Genomic DNA, 17026 nt, shown 5'->3' with positions numbered 1-17026 from the left:
CCTCCGGCATCTGCCCTCTAATACATAGAATTATCGCCTACATCTTTTCCGAGATCGCAGGTATATACCCAGCAGATCTCATCACCTGCATTTACAGTATATTTGCTGCATCCGTAGTTTGGATACCAGCCATTGACGCTGAACATCCATCCGGAAAGTTCTCCGCAGTCAAATTCATACAGATTGTTGATGCCTTCTACATAAGCAGAATTATAGGCCGGTGTGAAGCTGGATTCCATCTGGATACCCGCTTCTTTGCAGACACGCTGCAGTACATCATGCACAGATTCGCCTTCGGTAAATTCTACTTCCGTCGGTGCCAAAATCCAGCCATCGGACGGAACAAACTCTGCCTTGCTGCTCTTTAAATGGTCCATATTGTCCAGAATCGTTGCACAACTGATGGAAATCGTACAGGTATTGGAAGCTGATGCAGTATCTTCCTGATCAGCTGCATCGCCGCCCGGATCCTTAGCATCTGCTTTCTGTCCGTTTTCTTTTTTATCATTTTCGGCATCCTGACCGGCATTGTTGTTTTCTTCCGCCGGATTTTCACCATTTTCATCGGCTGCATTTTCACTTACATCAGCATCCGCACTGTCTGTACCATTTTCTGATTCTTCCTGTGTTTCCTGGTTCTGCTCTTTTCCGTCTTTCTTTTTGGAACTCTGATTTGCTGCATCTGCTCCTTTATTCTGCTCTTCCGTGACACCGCCGATCACATAGCAGTCTCCGTCAAGAGAAGTTACCGTCATCACAAGTGTCGTACTTTCTTTGTCATTTGTCACCGTTACGTCACTCATTTTGGCCAGCTTGCCGTCCTGTTCTTTGACAAGATAAGCGGCATTGGATTCCCAGCTCTGCGGCAGAGTCACTTCCAGTGTCGGCACACAGATCACTCCTTTGCCGTGCATCGTCATCTGCAGGGCATCGTTTGCATCGTTTGCCTGTTTCTTGATCTCCTCTAAATTTTCCTGTGTAAAATCTATCTTCAGATTCTGATCTTCCGGATTCTGGATTTTGGCACAGTCATAAGTCCAGACATAGGTTATTCCGTCTTCAGTCCTTCCTTTAAACTGAACCTTCTGCTCTTTGCCGGCCACGCTCTGGAACTGTTCTTTTGTGATGATGCCATCGGCCGGGATATCATTCATCTCGGCCAGTGCTTTACCTGAAGTTGTTCCTGCTGCCTGCTCCTTTTCTGTCCCTTTTGCACATCCTGCCGTCAGCATCAGGATCACACACAGAAAAAGTGCTGCTATACTTTTTATATTTTTCTTTGTCTTCATCTTAGTCTTCTTCCTTTCTTTTTGCGATAGATTCCAAATGCCAGTGCCTCCAAAACAATGACAAGTGCTGCTCCGGACAATACTGCCGGTGCCATTGTTCTAACCTGTGTTTTCGGATCATTCTCCGCAGACTGTGTCACAGTCTCTGCTTCTGCTTTGCCGTCTGCTGTCAGCTCCGGCACATAGTCTTCTCCGTCAAAACTCCATCCGGAATCTTCGCTCTCTTTTTTGTTCTTTTTCTTTTTTGTTGTTGCTTTTTTCTTTTTGACTGTGCTGCTGCTTTTTTCCGTGGATGTGCTTGTTTTCTTTACAGACGGAAGTGTTTTTGTCTGCCCGGACGGTCTTTTTGCAACATTGGGAGAGCCTGTCTGCTTCTTTTCACTCTCCGTATTCTTTTTTTCCGTCTCTTTTTTGCTCTTCTTATTTTTCTTATCGTCTTTTTTCTTGTGATCTTTTTTATTATTGTTTTTCTTTTCGGTTTCTTCCTGTTTTTTTGTTTCGTCTGTCCCGCCATTCTGGGATGTCTCCACCTTTTTGCCAGGTGTCAGCTCTATATCGTACATATCATAAATAAAACTGCGTCCGTCCAGCAAACGTTGGTATGCAACCGTCGCATAAAAGCCTTGCTCCGTCGCCATACCGTCAAGCATACCGCCGATACCGCCGCCATTGTTTCCGGCATTTGCCGCAACATGCATAAATCCGCCTTCCGGAAGATAGTATTGGAATAATCCATAAAGCGGACTTTTCCCGTTTTTCAGAAAATGTGCATCCTTGCTTCCGTCAATGCCGAGTCCGGAAAGTGCCACCAGAATCTGTGCCACACTCTCGGAAGTCTCAACTCCCTGCGTGCCAAACCCGCCGCTTTCCAGCTGATTTTTCGAAATCCACGCAAGTCCTCTTTCAACCGCAGCATTTACATCTGTGCGTTTTCCATAATAAAAGGAAAGTGCCTGCAATGCCATACCGGTCATGTCAGCATCTCCCTGACCACCTGCCAGATTCCATCCGCCATCCTCACACTGTGCCCCCAGAACTGCCTGAAGCAGCATTTCTTCCGTATTCTGCACCGCCGCATCTTTGTTCTTTGGAATAGAATAAGACGGATGGCAGTTCAGTGCGATCAGTGCCCAGATCGGTCCATTGATTCCCTGCATACGGACATTCTCATAGTCTGAAAGATAGTCGAATAAATTGTGTCCTCCGACATTCTGTGCATCGATGCCGATGGAAGTCAGTGCCATGATCAGCTTTGAATAGTCAGAATATTTTGTTCTCGTAAGTTTCCAGTTTTTCTGTTCACAATAAGCATACACATTCTGATAAAAGGTTGCTGTATAAGACCATGGAACATATAATCCGCTTCTTTGCAGTCCGATCACATTCCAGATACTGCTGAAATCCGGATTGGCATCTTTTGTCAGAAGATAATTTCTCACAGAAGAAAGCACCGTACTTCGCTCCGCCGGAAGATTCTCCCCGCCTGGATTCGTTTCTGTCTCTTTTTCGGATTCAGACTCTTTCTGGGATTCGCTTTGCTTCTCACTCTCCGTTTCTTTTTGTGACTCGCTCTGCTTTTCGCTTTCCGTTTCTTTCTGGGATTCGCTTTGCTTTTCGCTCTCCGTTTCTTTCTGCGATTCGGTTTGCTTTTCGCTCTCTGTTTCTTTCTGTGATTCACTCTGCTTTTCGCTCTCTGTCTCTTTCTGAGATTCACTTTCCTTCTGCGATTCGGTTTGCTTTTCGCTTTCTGTTTCTGCCTGCCGGCATATCTCATCTGTCTTTGCATAAGAAACACCAAGAGAAGAAGAGAGCATTACCGCAGCCACAAGCATATAAGCTATTCTTCTTTTTTTATTTTTCACTCTGTTTCTCAAAGTTTTTCTCATCCTTTCTTTCGTTTCCTCCGGTCCCTTTTTCACTGACCGGAACATAAAGATACATTTTCTGACTGGTATACCGTTCAAAGGTAAGCCTCTGCAAAGACAGCTCATCTCTGTGTTCCCGAATCCAGCCATACAGCACACATCTTGCAAACATACGCACCGTCTCCGGAAGATTTTCCATATCGTTCTCCTGATCTGACTCAAAAACAGCATATCTTCCGGCTGCGATCGTTACCTGAAAAGCATCTTCCGGAAGATTGTCAAAGGACTCTACGATCGGTCCCAGAATATATTCAATATTTTCCTTTTCCTGATACCACAATGCAATCTTATCTCTTCCTTTTTCTTCTCCTGTCAATGCATTCAGTTTCCGGTACTGCGGAGAATGCTCATCCAGCCAGAATGCCAGCTGTGCCGGAATATCTGCTTCCCGACGATTGGCAATGATGGTCCATCCGGCCATCTTGATCTCGTCCATATCTATATATGAAATTTTGATTTTATCTTTATATTCAGAATAATAGCGGTCCAGATTGACAACCTTTGCTCCTGCTCTGGCGTATTTCGCCGGACTTGTATAAAACACTCTGCGAAATGCTTTGTCAAACCCGTTTCTCGAACAGAACCCATATTCTTTTCCAACTTCCGCCGGTAATTTTCCTTCTCTGAGTGCTTTTGCAGCAAACTGTACTTTTCGCTGTGTGATATAAGTGATCGGTCCCATTCCAAAGACATCCTGAAACTCCTTGCGAAAATGATCCTTTGAATAATGAAACTCTTTTGCAAGCTGCTCTGCGGTCAGCTCTTCTTTCATATGTTCATCTATGTAGCGAATCCACTCTTCATTTCGAAATTCTTCCTTATAATATTTTTCCGGCGTCATACCATATTCTTCATGAAAAGCTCTGCTGAATCTGCTGCTGCTTTTAAATGCATACTGTCTGGCCACTGTCTCCGGTTTTTTCCCTTTTTTCAGTTCCTGTGCTGCAAAATATAATTTTCGCCTGCGTATATAATCATTTAATTTTATATCATAATAAATCTGAAACACATTGCGAAAATGACGTTCGGAATACCCAAATACGGTCGCAAGATTTTTGGCCGTCAGTTCCTCCTTAATATGTTCATCTATATAATCGATCCATTCATTCAGACCATATATTTTTCTTTCCTGTTTTGTAGATTTTATCTTATAGTTTTCCTGTATCCTCTTTTGCAGAGGCATATAAACATAATATTTTCCATTTTCATACGAAATAAAATAAATTTTATTCTGGTCATACCATATCTGATTTTCTGTTTCCCAGTCACACAGGGCATATTTCAGTACCATTTTCAGCATGCTTTCTGCCGCTCTTCCTGTGAAATTTTCTTTCCAGGTAAATACAGCATAATCCGAAGCCTCCAGTACCACTTCAAATGTTTCTCTTTCCCCTCTTTCTTTTCCTTCGTTCTTTGACTGCTCTCTTCCCGAAAGAAAGTGAAACCGATATTCACTGTCATGCCACCAGAACAGCATTCTCTCTTCTGTACTGGTTCTCTTTCTCCAGTTGTCTTTGGCATGTTCTTCAACCTTTTCCATGGCTGCCTCTAAAAAGGAACCTTTTTGGGATTTTTCTTTTTCGGACAGGATGGACTCTGCCACTATTTTCTGTTCTCTTCTTCGAACAAAACAAATTTCTGTATTTTCCTTATCTATGACTCGTTCATATGGTATTTTGCCTTTTCCCTGATAGGCTCTGATCTTCTCTATATCCCATTCTTCTAAACTTTTTTCAAAAAACAGATCAAACAGGTAAGAAAGCTGTATCGGAGCATATGCCATTCTTCCTGCCAGATCTTCCATGGTAATATCCTGATCCGGATGATTCTGTATATAAATTATACATTTCTGCATTTCACCATACAGTCTGCCGCCTGCATCCTGAAACGATACCTGTGCCATATCTATTTATCCTTATCTTTTGATTTTACGTCATGTATAATTGCCTGTCAAAACCTATATATTTTTGGCATAAATCGTTACACATTTTCTTATTGTATGTTATCAATCCAAGGATGTCAAACTCCATCTGCAATTCCTGCCTTGTCTTTAAATGCCAGAATCTCCCTGCTTTGGAAATTCTGGCATTACATTTACAAGCTGTTTTTCCTATTATAGCACAAGCTTTTTCCTTTTTTCCAACCAGAAGGGGCTATTTTATCGATTTTTGCATAGTTTCTCACTGCCGCAACAAAAAAGACCCCTGAAACCTCAGATTATCTCCGAAGTTCCAGGAGTCCTAATTTACGCTTGGACTATGACCTGATCAAACCAGGTCCGTTTATGTTTCAGGACATTTATCTGCCCTGTGACACAGCTCAAATTATGCGTTCTTCTGAGCGATTGCTGCCTGAGCTGCTGCCAGACGAGCGATCGGTACACGGAACGGTGAGCAGGATACATAGTCAAGACCGATGCTGTTGCAGAATTCTACAGAGCTTGGATCTCCACCATGCTCGCCGCAGATACCTACGTGCAGTTTCGGATTAACCGGTTTTCCTAATTCGATAGCCATCTTCATCAGTTTGCCAACGCCAACCTGATCCAGTTTTGCAAACGGATCGTTTTCGAAGATCTTAGCATCGTAGTAAGCATCCAGGAATTTACCAGCATCATCACGGGAGAAGCCGTATGTCATCTGAGTCAGGTCGTTTGTACCGAAGCAGAAGAAGTCAGCTTCTTTTGCGATATCATCAGCTGTCAGTGCTGCTCTCGGGATCTCGATCATAGTACCTACTTCGTACTGCAGATCACTTCCTGCTGCTGCGATCTCAGCGTCTGCTGTTTCAACAACGAATTTCTTAACGTATTTCAGCTCTTTGATGTCACCAACCAGTGGGATCATGATTTCCGGTTTCACTGCCCAGTCCGGATGAGCTTTCTTTACATTGATAGCTGCACGGATAACGGCTGTTGTCTGCATTTTAGCGATTTCCGGATAAGTAACTGCCAGACGGCATCCACGATGACCCATCATCGGGTTGAACTCGTGCAGGCTGTCGATGATAGCTTTGATCTGCTCAACAGTCTTGCCCTGTGCGTCAGCCAGTTTCTTGATGTCCTCTTCTTCTGTCGGAACGAACTCATGCAGAGGCGGATCCAGGAAACGGATGGTAACTGGGTTACCTTCCAGTGCTTCATACAGTTTTTCGAAGTCGCCCTGCTGTTCCGGAAGGATCTTAGCCAGTGCAGCTTCTCTTTCTTCTACCGTTTCAGAGCAGATCATTTCACGGAATGCATCAATTCTGTCGCCTTCGAAGAACATATGCTCTGTACGGCAAAGACCGATACCTTCTGCACCCAGCTCACGTGCTTTTTTAGCATCTGCCGGTGTGTCTGCGTTTGTACGAACTTTCATAGTTCTGAATTTATCAGCCCATCCCATGATTCTTCCGAATTCGCCAGCGATTGTTGCCGGTACGGTCGGGATGATGCCGTCATAGATATTACCTGTGGAACCATCCAGGGAAATGCAATCACCTTCGTGATATTCTTTTCCTGCCAGTGTAAATTTCTTGTTTGCTTCGTCCATAGTGATGTCGCCGCATCCGGATACACAGCATGTACCCATACCACGAGCTACTACAGCAGCATGAGATGTCATACCACCACGAACTGTCAGGATACCCTGTGCAGATTTCATACCTGTGATGTCTTCCGGTGATGTCTCAAGACGTACCAGAACAACTTTTTCTCCTCTTGCAGCCCATTCTACAGCATCATCAGCTGTGAATACGATCTTACCGCAGGCAGCTCCCGGTGAAGCACCCAGTGCTTTTGCCAGTGGTTCAGCAGCTTTCAGTGCAGCAGCATCGAACTGTGGATGCAGCAGAGAATCCAGGTTACGTGGGTCGATCATTGCTACAGCTTCTTCTTCTGTTCTCATGCCCTCATCTACCAGGTCACAAGCGATCTTCAGAGCAGCTTTTGCAGTTCTCTTACCATTACGTGTCTGCAGCATGTACAGTTTACCATGTTCTACTGTGAACTCCATATCCTGCATATCTCTGTAGTGTTTTTCCAGAGTTTCGCATACGTTCTTGAACTGTACGAATGCTTCAGGGAATTTCTCTTCCATTTCGGAAATGTGCATAGGTGTACGAACACCAGCAACTACGTCTTCACCCTGTGCGTTTGTCAGGAATTCACCAAACAGACCATTTTCTCCTGTAGCCGGGTCACGTGTAAATGCAACACCTGTACCGCAGTCATCACCCATGTTACCAAATGCCATCATCTGTACGTTTACAGCGGTTCCCCATGAATATGGGATATCGTTGTCACGGCGATATACATTTGCTCTTGGGTTATCCCATGAACGGAATACAGCTTTGATAGCTTCCATCAGCTGTTCCTTCGGATCTGTCGGGAAGTCTTTACCGATCTTCTCTTTGTATTCAGCTTTGAACTGTTCAGCCAGGTTTTTAAGATCATCAGCATTCAGGTCTACGTCCTGTTTCACGCCTTTTTCTTCTTTCATCTTGTCGATCAGCTCTTCGAAGTATTTTTTACCTACTTCCATAACTACGTCTGAGAACATCTGGATAAATCTTCTGTAGCAATCCCAAGCCCAACGTGGATTGCCGGATGCCTGTGCCAGTGTCTCAACAACTTCTTCATTCAGACCTAAGTTCAGGATCGTGTCCATCATACCAGGCATGGAAGCTCTTGCTCCGGAACGAACGGAAACCAGAAGTGGATTCTCTTTATCTCCGAACTTTTTGCCTGTAATGCCTTCCATTTTATCGATCGCTTCCATGATCTGTCCCATGATTTCGTCGTTGATCTTTCTGCCATCTTCATAGTACTGTGTACAAGCTTCTGTTGTGATTGTGAAGCCCTGTGGTACCGGCAGACCAAGGTTGGTCATTTCAGCAAGGTTGGCACCTTTTCCACCCAGCAGGTTTCTCATGGTGGCGTCGCCTTCCTTGAACATATAAACCCATTTTGTTGCCATTGTGTTATTTCCTCCTCAAAAGTAATTGTATACAGTTCAGTCAGAACTTTTTAACTTTCATACAGTAATATTCTAACATAAATCTGTTTTCAGTCAAGCTATTGTCCACAAAAAAAGAAGTTTTTTTGTTATTTTTTCAGAACAAGATGCTGTGGAAGACCATTTACCATAAATGGCGGATAATCTCCCTGGATCAGCGGTTCAATGTAATTGATAAATTCTTCTGTCACATAATCTGCTGTTTCGTTGAGCCATTCTCTCGGAACCGTTTTTTCGTTGTTTGCGATCTTGTGGACATCATAAATGCCAGCCGCACTCATGTACGGATCATCGGATACGCGGTCAATAACGACCATCTTGCCGCTGTCTCCTTCATCTGCTGCTTTGACGGCTGCACCGCCTACCATAAACGCTTCGTTGATATCCACACGGGATGCCATATGGGAAGCACTTCGCTGAAGGGTGGAAAATTCGACTGCCCTTGTCTTGCATCCGATCTCTGCTCCCAGGAAATTCGCCAGATATGCGGCCGTTCCGGTCAGCTGCTTGTGTCCGAATGCATCCACATAATCTCCGCCGCCGGAAAGTTCACACACATAACGTCCGTCCGGAAGTTTGATTCCCTCAGACACCGCTACGATGATGGATTTTTTCTCTTTGAGCAGATCTTTGATCTTTGAAAGGAATGCATCGATATCAAACGGCACTTCCGGCAGATAAATAAGATCCGGGCCTTCGCATTCTTCCGTTTTGGCAAGTGCGGTCGCCCCTGTCAGCCATCCGGCATTCCTTCCCATTACCTCAATGATCGTGATCATCTCTTTTTTGTATGTGAGTCCCAGTGCATCGCGGATCACTTCTTTTGTCGATGCTCCGATGTATTTGGCTGCACTTCCAAATCCCGGCGTGTGGTCAGTCAGTGCAAGATCGTTGTCGATTGTCTTTGGCACACCTAAAAATTTCTGTTTATGACCTTTAACAATCGCATAATCCGAAAGTTTTTTGATCGTGTCCATGGAGTCATTGCCGCCGATGTAAATAAATGCCTCGATCTCCAGCTTGTCCAGGATACCGAAAATTTTCTCATAAATCTCCATGTCCTCATGGATCTCCGGAAGTTTGTAACGGCAGGAACCAAGAAATGCCGAAGGTGTCCTCTTCAGCAGCTCGATATCCATATCCGAATGAATCTGCGTGGAAAGATCCACGTACTGCTCATCCAGAAATCCCTGGATGCCGTGAAGCATACCGTATACTTTGTCAAAACCACGTTCAATCGCTGTCTTGTAAACCCCCGCAAGGCTGGAATTGATAACCGAAGTCGGCCCGCCTGACTGTCCTACAATAATGTTTCGCATTCCCATAACACAAATCCTCCTTAATACTTTATTCCGGTGCAGGCATATCCTATTTCCGTCTTCTGACCCCGGCCGATGCCTGCGGATTGCTCCGTTACAAAGTAACTCCCGCAATTCTATAAATCATTATAACATAAAAGCAGAAAGACTCACAAGGTTCTTTCTGCTTTTTGTATAGTTTATTCTATTTTACTTATGCATTTTTGTGTATTTCGTACAGTTTTCAGGCAATTCTTGTCAGAATTGCTGCTCGCTTCTTAGTATGCCAGCTTTTCTTCGAAATAGGCTGCCAGATCTTCGATCTTGATACGCTCCTGCTCCATGGTGTCACGGTCACGTACGGTAACTGCTCCGTCTTCTTCAGAATCAAAGTCGTAGGTTACACAGAACGGTGTACCGATCTCATCCTGTCTGCGGTAACGTTTTCCGATGTTTCCGCGGTCATCGTATTCACAGTTCCATTTCTTTGAGAGCTGTTCGAATACTTTTGTCGCACCTTCGTTCAGTTTCTTGGACAGCGGCAGAACTCCGATCTTAACCGGTGCCAGTGCCGGATGGAAATGCAGAACGGTACGCATATCGCCGCCTTCCAGCTCTTCTTCGTCATAAGCACTACACAGAAATGCCAGAACCACACGGTCTGCACCAAGAGAAGGCTCGATAACATACGGAATGTATTTTTCTTTCTTCTCATCATCAAAATAGCTCATATCCTGGCCGGATACATTCTGATGCTGTGTCAGGTCATAGTCGGTACGGTCTGCGATACCCCACAGCTCGCCCCATCCAAACGGGAAGAGGAACTCGATGTCGGTTGTACCTTTGCTGTAGAAGCACAGTTCTTCCGGTGAATGGTCACGTGCTCTCATCTCGTCTTCTTTCATGCCCAGATTCTTCAGCCAGTCGATGCAGAATGCTCTCCAGTACTGGAACCAGTCAAGGTCGGTACCCGGCTCACAGAAGAACTCCAGCTCCATCTGCTCAAACTCTCTGGTACGGAATGTGAAGTTACCCGGTGTGATCTCGTTACGGAATGATTTACCGATCTGTCCGATACCAAACGGGATTTTCTTTCTGGATGTTCTCTGTACGTTTTTAAAGTTTACAAAGATACCCTGTGCTGTTTCCGGTCTTAAGTATACCGTATTCTTTGCATCTTCTGTTACACCCTGGAATGTCTTGAACATCAGGTTGAACTGGCGGATATCGGTAAAATTATGTTTTCCGCAGGTCGGACATGGAATCTGATGCTCTTCGATGAAATCACGCATCTGTTCCTGTGTCCATCCATCGACAGAGCCTTCCAGTGCAATGTCTTTCTCATCGCAGAAATCTTCGATCAGCTTATCTGCACGGAAACGCTCATGACATTCTTTACAGTCCATCAGCGGATCAGAAAAGCCTCCGAGATGTCCGGATGCTACCCAGGTCTGCGGATTCATCAGAATCGCACAGTCAACACCTACGTTGTATGGATTCTCTGTGATGAATTTCTTCCACCATGCCTGTTTTACATTGTTCTTCAGCTCTACACCAAGATTACCGTAATCCCAGGTATTTGCCAGACCTCCGTAAATCTCGGAACCCGGATATACAAAACCTCTGGATTTTGCCAGTGCCACGATCTTGTCCATTGTTTTTTCCATTTGTCTCCTCCTGTCGGCCGTCTCTGCGGCATATGCATATATTGAAAGAAGCCGTTTATGTTTACTTCTTTGCTCGCTGTTTATCGTGTTATATCAAAATGTGCTACCCTGAAAATACTTCTGTGCAGACATATTGTGATCTCAGACTTTTCCCTGACATCATTCGTATATGACAAATGTCAGTGTATGTTTTACTTCTTCTGCGTCATCTGCGGTATCGGAAGCTTCGTTTCCTGCTGCGGACTTACTTTCGGATTCTACTTCAAACTGGCCTTTCTCCGCATTGCCATCGGATTTTGATCCGCCGTCTGTGCTCTCACTTTCCGATGCTGTCTCCGTCTCGGATTCTGCTGCCTTTTCCCGCTCTTCTGAAATGCTGGTTGCCGTCTTTTTTCCGGTGACAACTGCATCCGTCGTAACGTAAAGGATCTTGCCCGGAACTTCGATATCCATCTCTTCCGAACAGATTACAACGTTGTAGTTCAGACCGCCCAAAATATCGGATCTTGTCACACTTCCTGTAACTTTTCCGTTTTCCACTTTCTGAAATTCATCCGGGAATTCGTACTTCTGATCGTATGCTCCCTGCAGGTCTCCCGTATAAAAGGTCACATTGTTGAAATCCTGATAATCCCTGGAAGCCGCATAGTTCATATACAGCTCTGCTTTTCCGTCTGTGACGTTAAATTTTTTGACAACGATCGGATCACCTTCCTGTGACTGATTGTACGCACTCACAGAATCATCGATCGTCTGCTTCAGCTCATCCTCGCTGTAGTAGGATTTGTCCAGCGTGTCGATCACCGCCGCCTGTACACTGCCGTCCCGTTTCACTTTTACTGCATTGTGTTCTGCCTGAAACTGACTGCAGCCGCCAAGACATCCGGTTATCAGGATGACTGCCAGAATTCCCTTCCATTTCTTCATAATATTTCCCATCCAGACACAGCAAAATCTCCTTCGCTGCCCTGCCTTTCTTGAAACTTACCATATACCCTTCTGTATATAAAATACAGAATACGCCACCTGTTCGCATGGCATTTTTCATCATACCATTATTGACCGTCCTTGTAAAGAGCGTTTCTGGTATGCCGCATGATCTCCAGAATCTCCAGAGATTTGAAATCCCGGTCTATGTAACGCCTCCGGAATTTCTCAACCAGACTGATAAACTCTTTCTTTACCTGTGCTGATAGTGCAAAGGCAAAGAGGCGTTCGACCGGCGTACTGATCACATATTGCATCGTATAGATCGTTGATTCCAGAACCGGTGTGCTCCTTTGTACTTTTGAGACACAGCTGCGGCACAGTACGCTGTTCTTATCTGTAAGGAAGGCACAAAGATCATGCTTTGCTCCACATACTGCACACTCGAACACCTGCGGATATTCTCCGCCTGCCGCCATCATACGCAGTTCAAAGGCATAACGGATCAGTTCCCGGTCCAGTTTTTGATTGAGCACTGCACGCAGTGCCCCGTAGAGCAGCTGGATGATCTGTGTGCCATCATCGTTCTCTCTGGCATAATAATCGGCAAACTCCAGAAAATAGCTTCCATAGCAGGCAGCCTCCACATCTTCTGTGATCTCCCGGAAATAATTTCGAATCTCTGTCTGCACAAGCTGATAGGCAGTCCTTGCTTCTTTTACATAAAAGGTTCCAAAAGCAAAGGTGTTTGCAGCAGCCAGAAAGGGATTGCCCGGTCTTCTGGCTCCTCTTGCAAATACAGTCACCTTTCCCCGTTCTCTTGTCAGCAGCACCAGCCGTTTATCTGATTCTCCGATCGGTGCCGCTATAAGCACAATCCCTGTCAGTGCAATTTTATCATCCATATATTCTCTCATATTCTTACAGTCCCGTCAGCAAATGCTGATGTCTGTACGGAATCGTCGTTTCTGATTTCAGATATCTTTTTTATCGTATCCGAAGTTTTTGATCATGAAGTCACTGTCTCTCCAGTCTTTCTTGACTTTGACCCAGAGCTGGAGATTGACTTTTTCTTCGAGCATATCCTCGATATCACGGCGTGCCTGTGAACCGATCCTGCGGAGCATCTGTCCGCCTTTTCCGATGATGATTCCTTTGTGAGAATCCCGCTCGCAGATGATCGTCGCCTCGATATCACAGATGCTGCCGCCTTTGCTTTTGCGTTCTGTCATTTTTTCAATAGAAACGGCAATACCGTGCGGAATCTCCTCTTCCAGAGAGCGAAGTGCCTTTTCGCGGATCATCTCTGCCACGATCTGTCTCTGCGGCTGGTCTGTCACCGTATCTTCATCATAAAACTGCGGTCCGTACGGCAGATATTTGAAAATACTCTCGATCACAGTATCCATATTGACACTGCGAAGTGCCGACACCGGGATGATCTCCGCAAAATCATAGACTTTGCGGTAAGCATCCATATATTTTATGATCTCTTTTTTATCTACTTTATCAATCTTGTTGATGATCAGGATGACCGGTGTCTTTGTTTTTTTGAGCTGATCCACAATGTGACGCTCGCCGGCTCCGATAAAGGTACTCGGCTCCACCAGCCAGAGGATCACATCGACCTCATTGAGGGTGCGTTCTGCCACATTGACCATGTATTCACCCAGTTTGTTTTTCGCCTTGTGGATACCCGGTGTGTCCAGAAATACAATCTGTCCTTTTTCGTCTGTATAGACGGTCTGGATCCGGTTTCTCGTTGTCTGCGGTTTGTTGGACGTGATCGCGATCTTCTGCCCGATGAGGTGGTTCATGAGTGTGGATTTTCCTACGTTTGGTCTGCCGATCAGGGTCGCAAAACCGGATTTGTAACTTTTCTCTGCCATCTGTATATGATTCCTCCTTAAAGTGGTCCGAGATTTCTAAACATCTCTTTCTCTTTTTCCAGTGCATCTTCGTTTCCGAGCACGCAGATGCAGTCTTCTGCCAGGATTGCACGCATCAGCGGTGCCAGGGCACGGATATCTTCCTGTGTCGCATAGAGTACCTGGTCACGCTCTTTCTGAAGGTCGCTTTCAGTCACATGTCCAAAATAAGCAGCATCAGAACGTGCTCCCTGTGCTCTTGCTGTGAGTGGCGTATCCATCTCACTGATCGTTCCGATCACGTATTTTGTCATATCACGCTCTTCGATGTTGAAATGTTCCACGTATTCCGGCACGCCTTCGTAGATCTCGTTGGTCTGACGCAAGTTCGGATCACGGTAAGAAGCAAAATAGGAATTGCCATTTCTGCCGAATCCGCTCATACAGCCATACGCCCCGCCTTTGACACGCACATTCACCCAGAGATATTCATAGCTCATGATCACCTTCAGGATCCGCAGTGCCCCGGTATAATCATAGCCTGCCTCGCGGTAATTTCCGGCACGTGTCACATACTGGATCTTGGCGGAGGTCTGGAAGCCTTCGTTCAGCTTTCCGTATGCAAGGGTTTCTTCTGAAGGTGTTCTCTTATCCAACGAAAGTTTTTCGCATAATCCTGTCACTTTCTCTTCCAGTCCGGCAAGCCCCTTCTCTTCCGCTGTTACGGAAAATACCATGGCATTCTGTCGGAAAATCACGTTCATCAGCTCTTTCAATTTACTCTTCAGCTTCTCTTTTTTCGTTTCAAAATTTGCATCGAGGTCATCGAGCATGCGATAGTAGTCAATCCCGCTGCTGCGATCACTGAACGCAGCTGTCTCGGAGAAATAAGCCATGGCACGGGTTGCCGCTGCCGAATGTCCCGCCGTTGTCAGCCGCATCTGTGTCCTTGATTTCTGCTCGGAAACGATCTCTTTTAAGCGTTTCTCATCGTCCAGTTTGGATGTGAATAAAATCTCCTCGATCACATCAAACACAAAGTCGATTTTATCATAAAGTGTGCGGGCTGACACGGTAAACATCGGATACATCTTCTGTGTGTCCTTTTCTGGAAATACGACCATCCCGGTACCGATACCTCCGGTCTGCATATTGATCTCATTGAACAGATCTCCGTAAGCATAATGCTCGGTGTCGATCATGCCCAGCACATTTTTCAGAAGTCCGACATAAGGCAGATCCTCTTTTCTGACAACGGACAGATCAAAATAAAGGGTCAGATAAGCGATGCCGTTCGTGTTCACATCATGCCACAGAACTTTGGTGTTGCCAAAAGAAAGCTCTCTGTTGCAGATCGGTCTGCATTTCTTTGTGATATCCTCCCTGGTAAGCATCGGGATTTTCTCCAGCTCTTCCTGTGTGGACGGTGTCTCCTGGAATTCCTGCAGTTTTGCTGTTTTTTCTACCAGCTCCTTTACCTGTTCTTCACTGAGACCTGCTTTAAAATCTGCCAGTTTCTTTGCCGTCTCTGCCTCCAGTTTTGCAGTCAGTCCCTTTTCCGGTGCAACGACAACAACCGCCACATGTGTGTTATCCAGCAGATATTTCTGCACCAGTTTCTCGTAATAATCACTCTCTACTGCATCACGAAGTTCCTTATAAATATCCAGCTGTTTGACATAGGCAAACGGATCACCCTCGCCGTACAGCCAGCTGTCCATAATGTCGATTCCGTACATCAGGCCCTTCGGATAAGAGCCGTAATCTGCCTCACGAAAACGGAACTCGGAAGAATTGATACCTGCCAGCAGTGCTTTTTTATCGATGCCGTTTTTCACCTGCTCTTCCAGTACCTTGCGGATCACTGCCAGGAACTTTTCTTTGTCACCGACATTTGCATTTTTAGCGACTACCGAAAGGGATGGCTGCTGAATGCCGCTCTCAAAAGAGCCTAGGATATCTTTTCCAATCCCGGCATCCAAAAGAGCCTGTTTAAGCGGTGCCCCAGGTGCTGACAAAAGTGCATATTCCAGGATTGCCATGGCAGTCACAAGACGTACATCGCTGCTTGTGCCAACGGACACATTCCAGGAAAGATAGGTGTTGTCTTCTTCCGATTCGGATGTGGAAATAGAATATTTTTTATAGATCTCATGCGGAGCATCGAACGCTTTCTGCATACTGATCTTTGAATCTACCTCTTTTTCTCCGTATTTAGAGAGATATTCCTGATCCAGCCAGGTAAGGCGTTCCTCAACATCCATATTTCCATAGAGATAGATGTAGGCATTGGACGGATGATAATATCTGCCATGGAAAGCCAGAAAATCTTCGTATTTCAGATCCGGGATACACTGCGGATCTCCTCCGGACTCAAATCCATACGGTGTATCCGGATAAAGTGCATTTAAAATTTCGCGATCGAGCACATCTTCCGGTGAAGAATAAGCTCCTTTCATCTCGTTGTATACCACACCATTGTAGGTGATCTCATCCTCCGGATTTTCCAGATGATAATTCCAGCCTTCCTGGCGGAAAATCTCTTCTTTTTTATAAATATTGGTATGAAAAACGGCATCCATATAGACATCCATCAGGTTTGCAAAATCTTTGTCATTGCAGCTTGCAATCGGATACATGGTCTTATCCGGATAGGTCATCGCATTCAGAAAGGTATTGAGCGAACCTTTTACCAGCTCCACAAACGGATCTTTGGACGGAAACTTTTCGCTTCCACACAGCGAACAGTGTTCCAGAATATGTGCTACCCCGGTGCTGTCTACCGGAGGTGTACGAAATGTAATATGAAATACTTTATTATCGTCATCATTTGCAATGACCATGATGCGTGCACCGCTTTTTCTGTGACGCAGCAGATAGCCGACTGACTGAATATCGGAAAGCCCCTCTTCCCTTAAAAGTTCGTACGCCTGTAATTCTTTTATTGCCATGAAAAAACCTCTTTTCTTTTTATTTATTCATAAAAACTGCAGCCCTTTCTGCCATGTTCTTTTACATAATAGAGTGCCTGGTCTGCATCTTTAAAAATACTCTC

At 45.2% G+C, this 17026-nt stretch carries 10 protein-coding genes; all 10 read right to left on the bottom strand.

What is annotated here, in order from left to right:
* Positions 1-17: 17 nt before the first annotated feature.
* The 10 genes from LKD42_RS15205 to LKD42_RS04740 all read right to left on the bottom strand — a co-directional run bounded on the left by LKD42_RS15205 (position 18) and on the right by LKD42_RS04740 (position 16922).
* Positions 18-1289 carry a DUF4430 domain-containing protein gene (locus LKD42_RS15205; protein WP_331464812.1) on the bottom strand — a complete coding sequence of 424 codons (1272 nt, stop codon included), beginning with the start codon at positions 1287-1289 and terminating at the stop codon, positions 18-20.
* Positions 1286-3151, bottom strand: coding sequence for a prenyltransferase/squalene oxidase repeat-containing protein (locus LKD42_RS04780; protein WP_248834969.1), 1866 nt, complete (start codon positions 3149-3151; stop codon positions 1286-1288). Before LKD42_RS04780 ends, LKD42_RS15205 begins: the two co-directional genes overlap by 4 nt.
* The gene (locus LKD42_RS04775; protein WP_248834968.1) at positions 3141-5117 is read right to left on the bottom strand and encodes an AraC family transcriptional regulator; all 1977 of its coding nucleotides are present in this window, start codon (positions 5115-5117) and stop codon (positions 3141-3143) included. The genes LKD42_RS04780 and LKD42_RS04775 overlap by 11 nt, the downstream gene beginning before the upstream one ends.
* Before the next feature lie 421 nt (positions 5118-5538).
* Positions 5539-8172, bottom strand: a complete 2634-nt coding sequence (gene ppdK, locus LKD42_RS04770) for a pyruvate, phosphate dikinase (protein WP_173865658.1) — start codon at positions 8170-8172, stop codon at positions 5539-5541.
* Between the two features lie 128 nt (positions 8173-8300).
* Positions 8301-9536 (bottom strand): 6-phosphofructokinase, encoded by a 1236-nt coding sequence (locus tag LKD42_RS04765; RefSeq protein WP_173865660.1) that lies wholly within the window; start codon positions 9534-9536, stop codon positions 8301-8303.
* A 251-nt stretch (positions 9537-9787) separates the two neighbouring features.
* Positions 9788-11176, bottom strand: coding sequence for a glycine--tRNA ligase (locus LKD42_RS04760; RefSeq protein WP_022120010.1), 1389 nt, complete (start codon positions 11174-11176; stop codon positions 9788-9790).
* A 159-nt stretch (positions 11177-11335) separates the two neighbouring features.
* Entirely contained in the window at positions 11336-12103 is a 768-nt protein-coding gene (locus LKD42_RS04755) for a hypothetical protein (RefSeq protein WP_248834967.1), read from the bottom strand.
* A gap of 128 nt (positions 12104-12231) precedes the next feature.
* Positions 12232-13008, bottom strand: a complete 777-nt coding sequence (gene recO, locus LKD42_RS04750) for a DNA repair protein RecO (protein ID WP_173865664.1) — start codon at positions 13006-13008, stop codon at positions 12232-12234.
* Between the two features lie 69 nt (positions 13009-13077).
* Entirely contained in the window at positions 13078-13992 is a 915-nt protein-coding gene (gene era, locus LKD42_RS04745; protein ID WP_022120013.1) for a GTPase Era, read from the bottom strand.
* 17 nt (positions 13993-14009) lie between these two features.
* Positions 14010-16922, bottom strand: coding sequence for an insulinase family protein (locus tag LKD42_RS04740; RefSeq protein WP_248834966.1), 2913 nt, complete (start codon positions 16920-16922; stop codon positions 14010-14012).
* Positions 16923-17026: the final 104 nt, after the last annotated feature.

The sequence above is a fragment of the Hominisplanchenecus faecis genome, assembly GCF_020687205.1.
GTDB classification, from domain to species: domain Bacteria; phylum Bacillota; class Clostridia; order Lachnospirales; family Lachnospiraceae; genus Hominisplanchenecus; species Hominisplanchenecus faecis.
The sequence above is the reverse complement of the archived record's forward strand: the minus strand, read 5'-3'. Positions and strand labels throughout refer to the sequence as shown.

Coding starts and splice junctions, on each gene's coding strand:
- LKD42_RS15205 (WP_331464812.1), bottom strand. CDS start 1,289: ATGAAGACAAAGAAAAATATAAAAAGTATAGCAGCACTTTTTCTGTGT.
- LKD42_RS04775 (WP_248834968.1), bottom strand. CDS start 5,117: ATGGCACAGGTATCGTTTCAGGATGCAGGCGGCAGACTGTATGGTGAA.
- ppdK (WP_173865658.1), bottom strand. CDS start 8,172: ATGGCAACAAAATGGGTTTATATGTTCAAGGAAGGCGACGCCACCATG.
- LKD42_RS04765 (WP_173865660.1), bottom strand. CDS start 9,536: ATGGGAATGCGAAACATTATTGTAGGACAGTCAGGCGGGCCGACTTCG.
- LKD42_RS04760 (WP_022120010.1), bottom strand. CDS start 11,176: ATGGAAAAAACAATGGACAAGATCGTGGCACTGGCAAAATCCAGAGGT.
- LKD42_RS04755 (WP_248834967.1), bottom strand. CDS start 12,103: ATGAAGAAATGGAAGGGAATTCTGGCAGTCATCCTGATAACCGGATGT.
- recO (WP_173865664.1), bottom strand. CDS start 13,008: ATGGATGATAAAATTGCACTGACAGGGATTGTGCTTATAGCGGCACCG.
- era (WP_022120013.1), bottom strand. CDS start 13,992: ATGGCAGAGAAAAGTTACAAATCCGGTTTTGCGACCCTGATCGGCAGA.
- LKD42_RS04740 (WP_248834966.1), bottom strand. CDS start 16,922: ATGGCAATAAAAGAATTACAGGCGTACGAACTTTTAAGGGAAGAGGGG.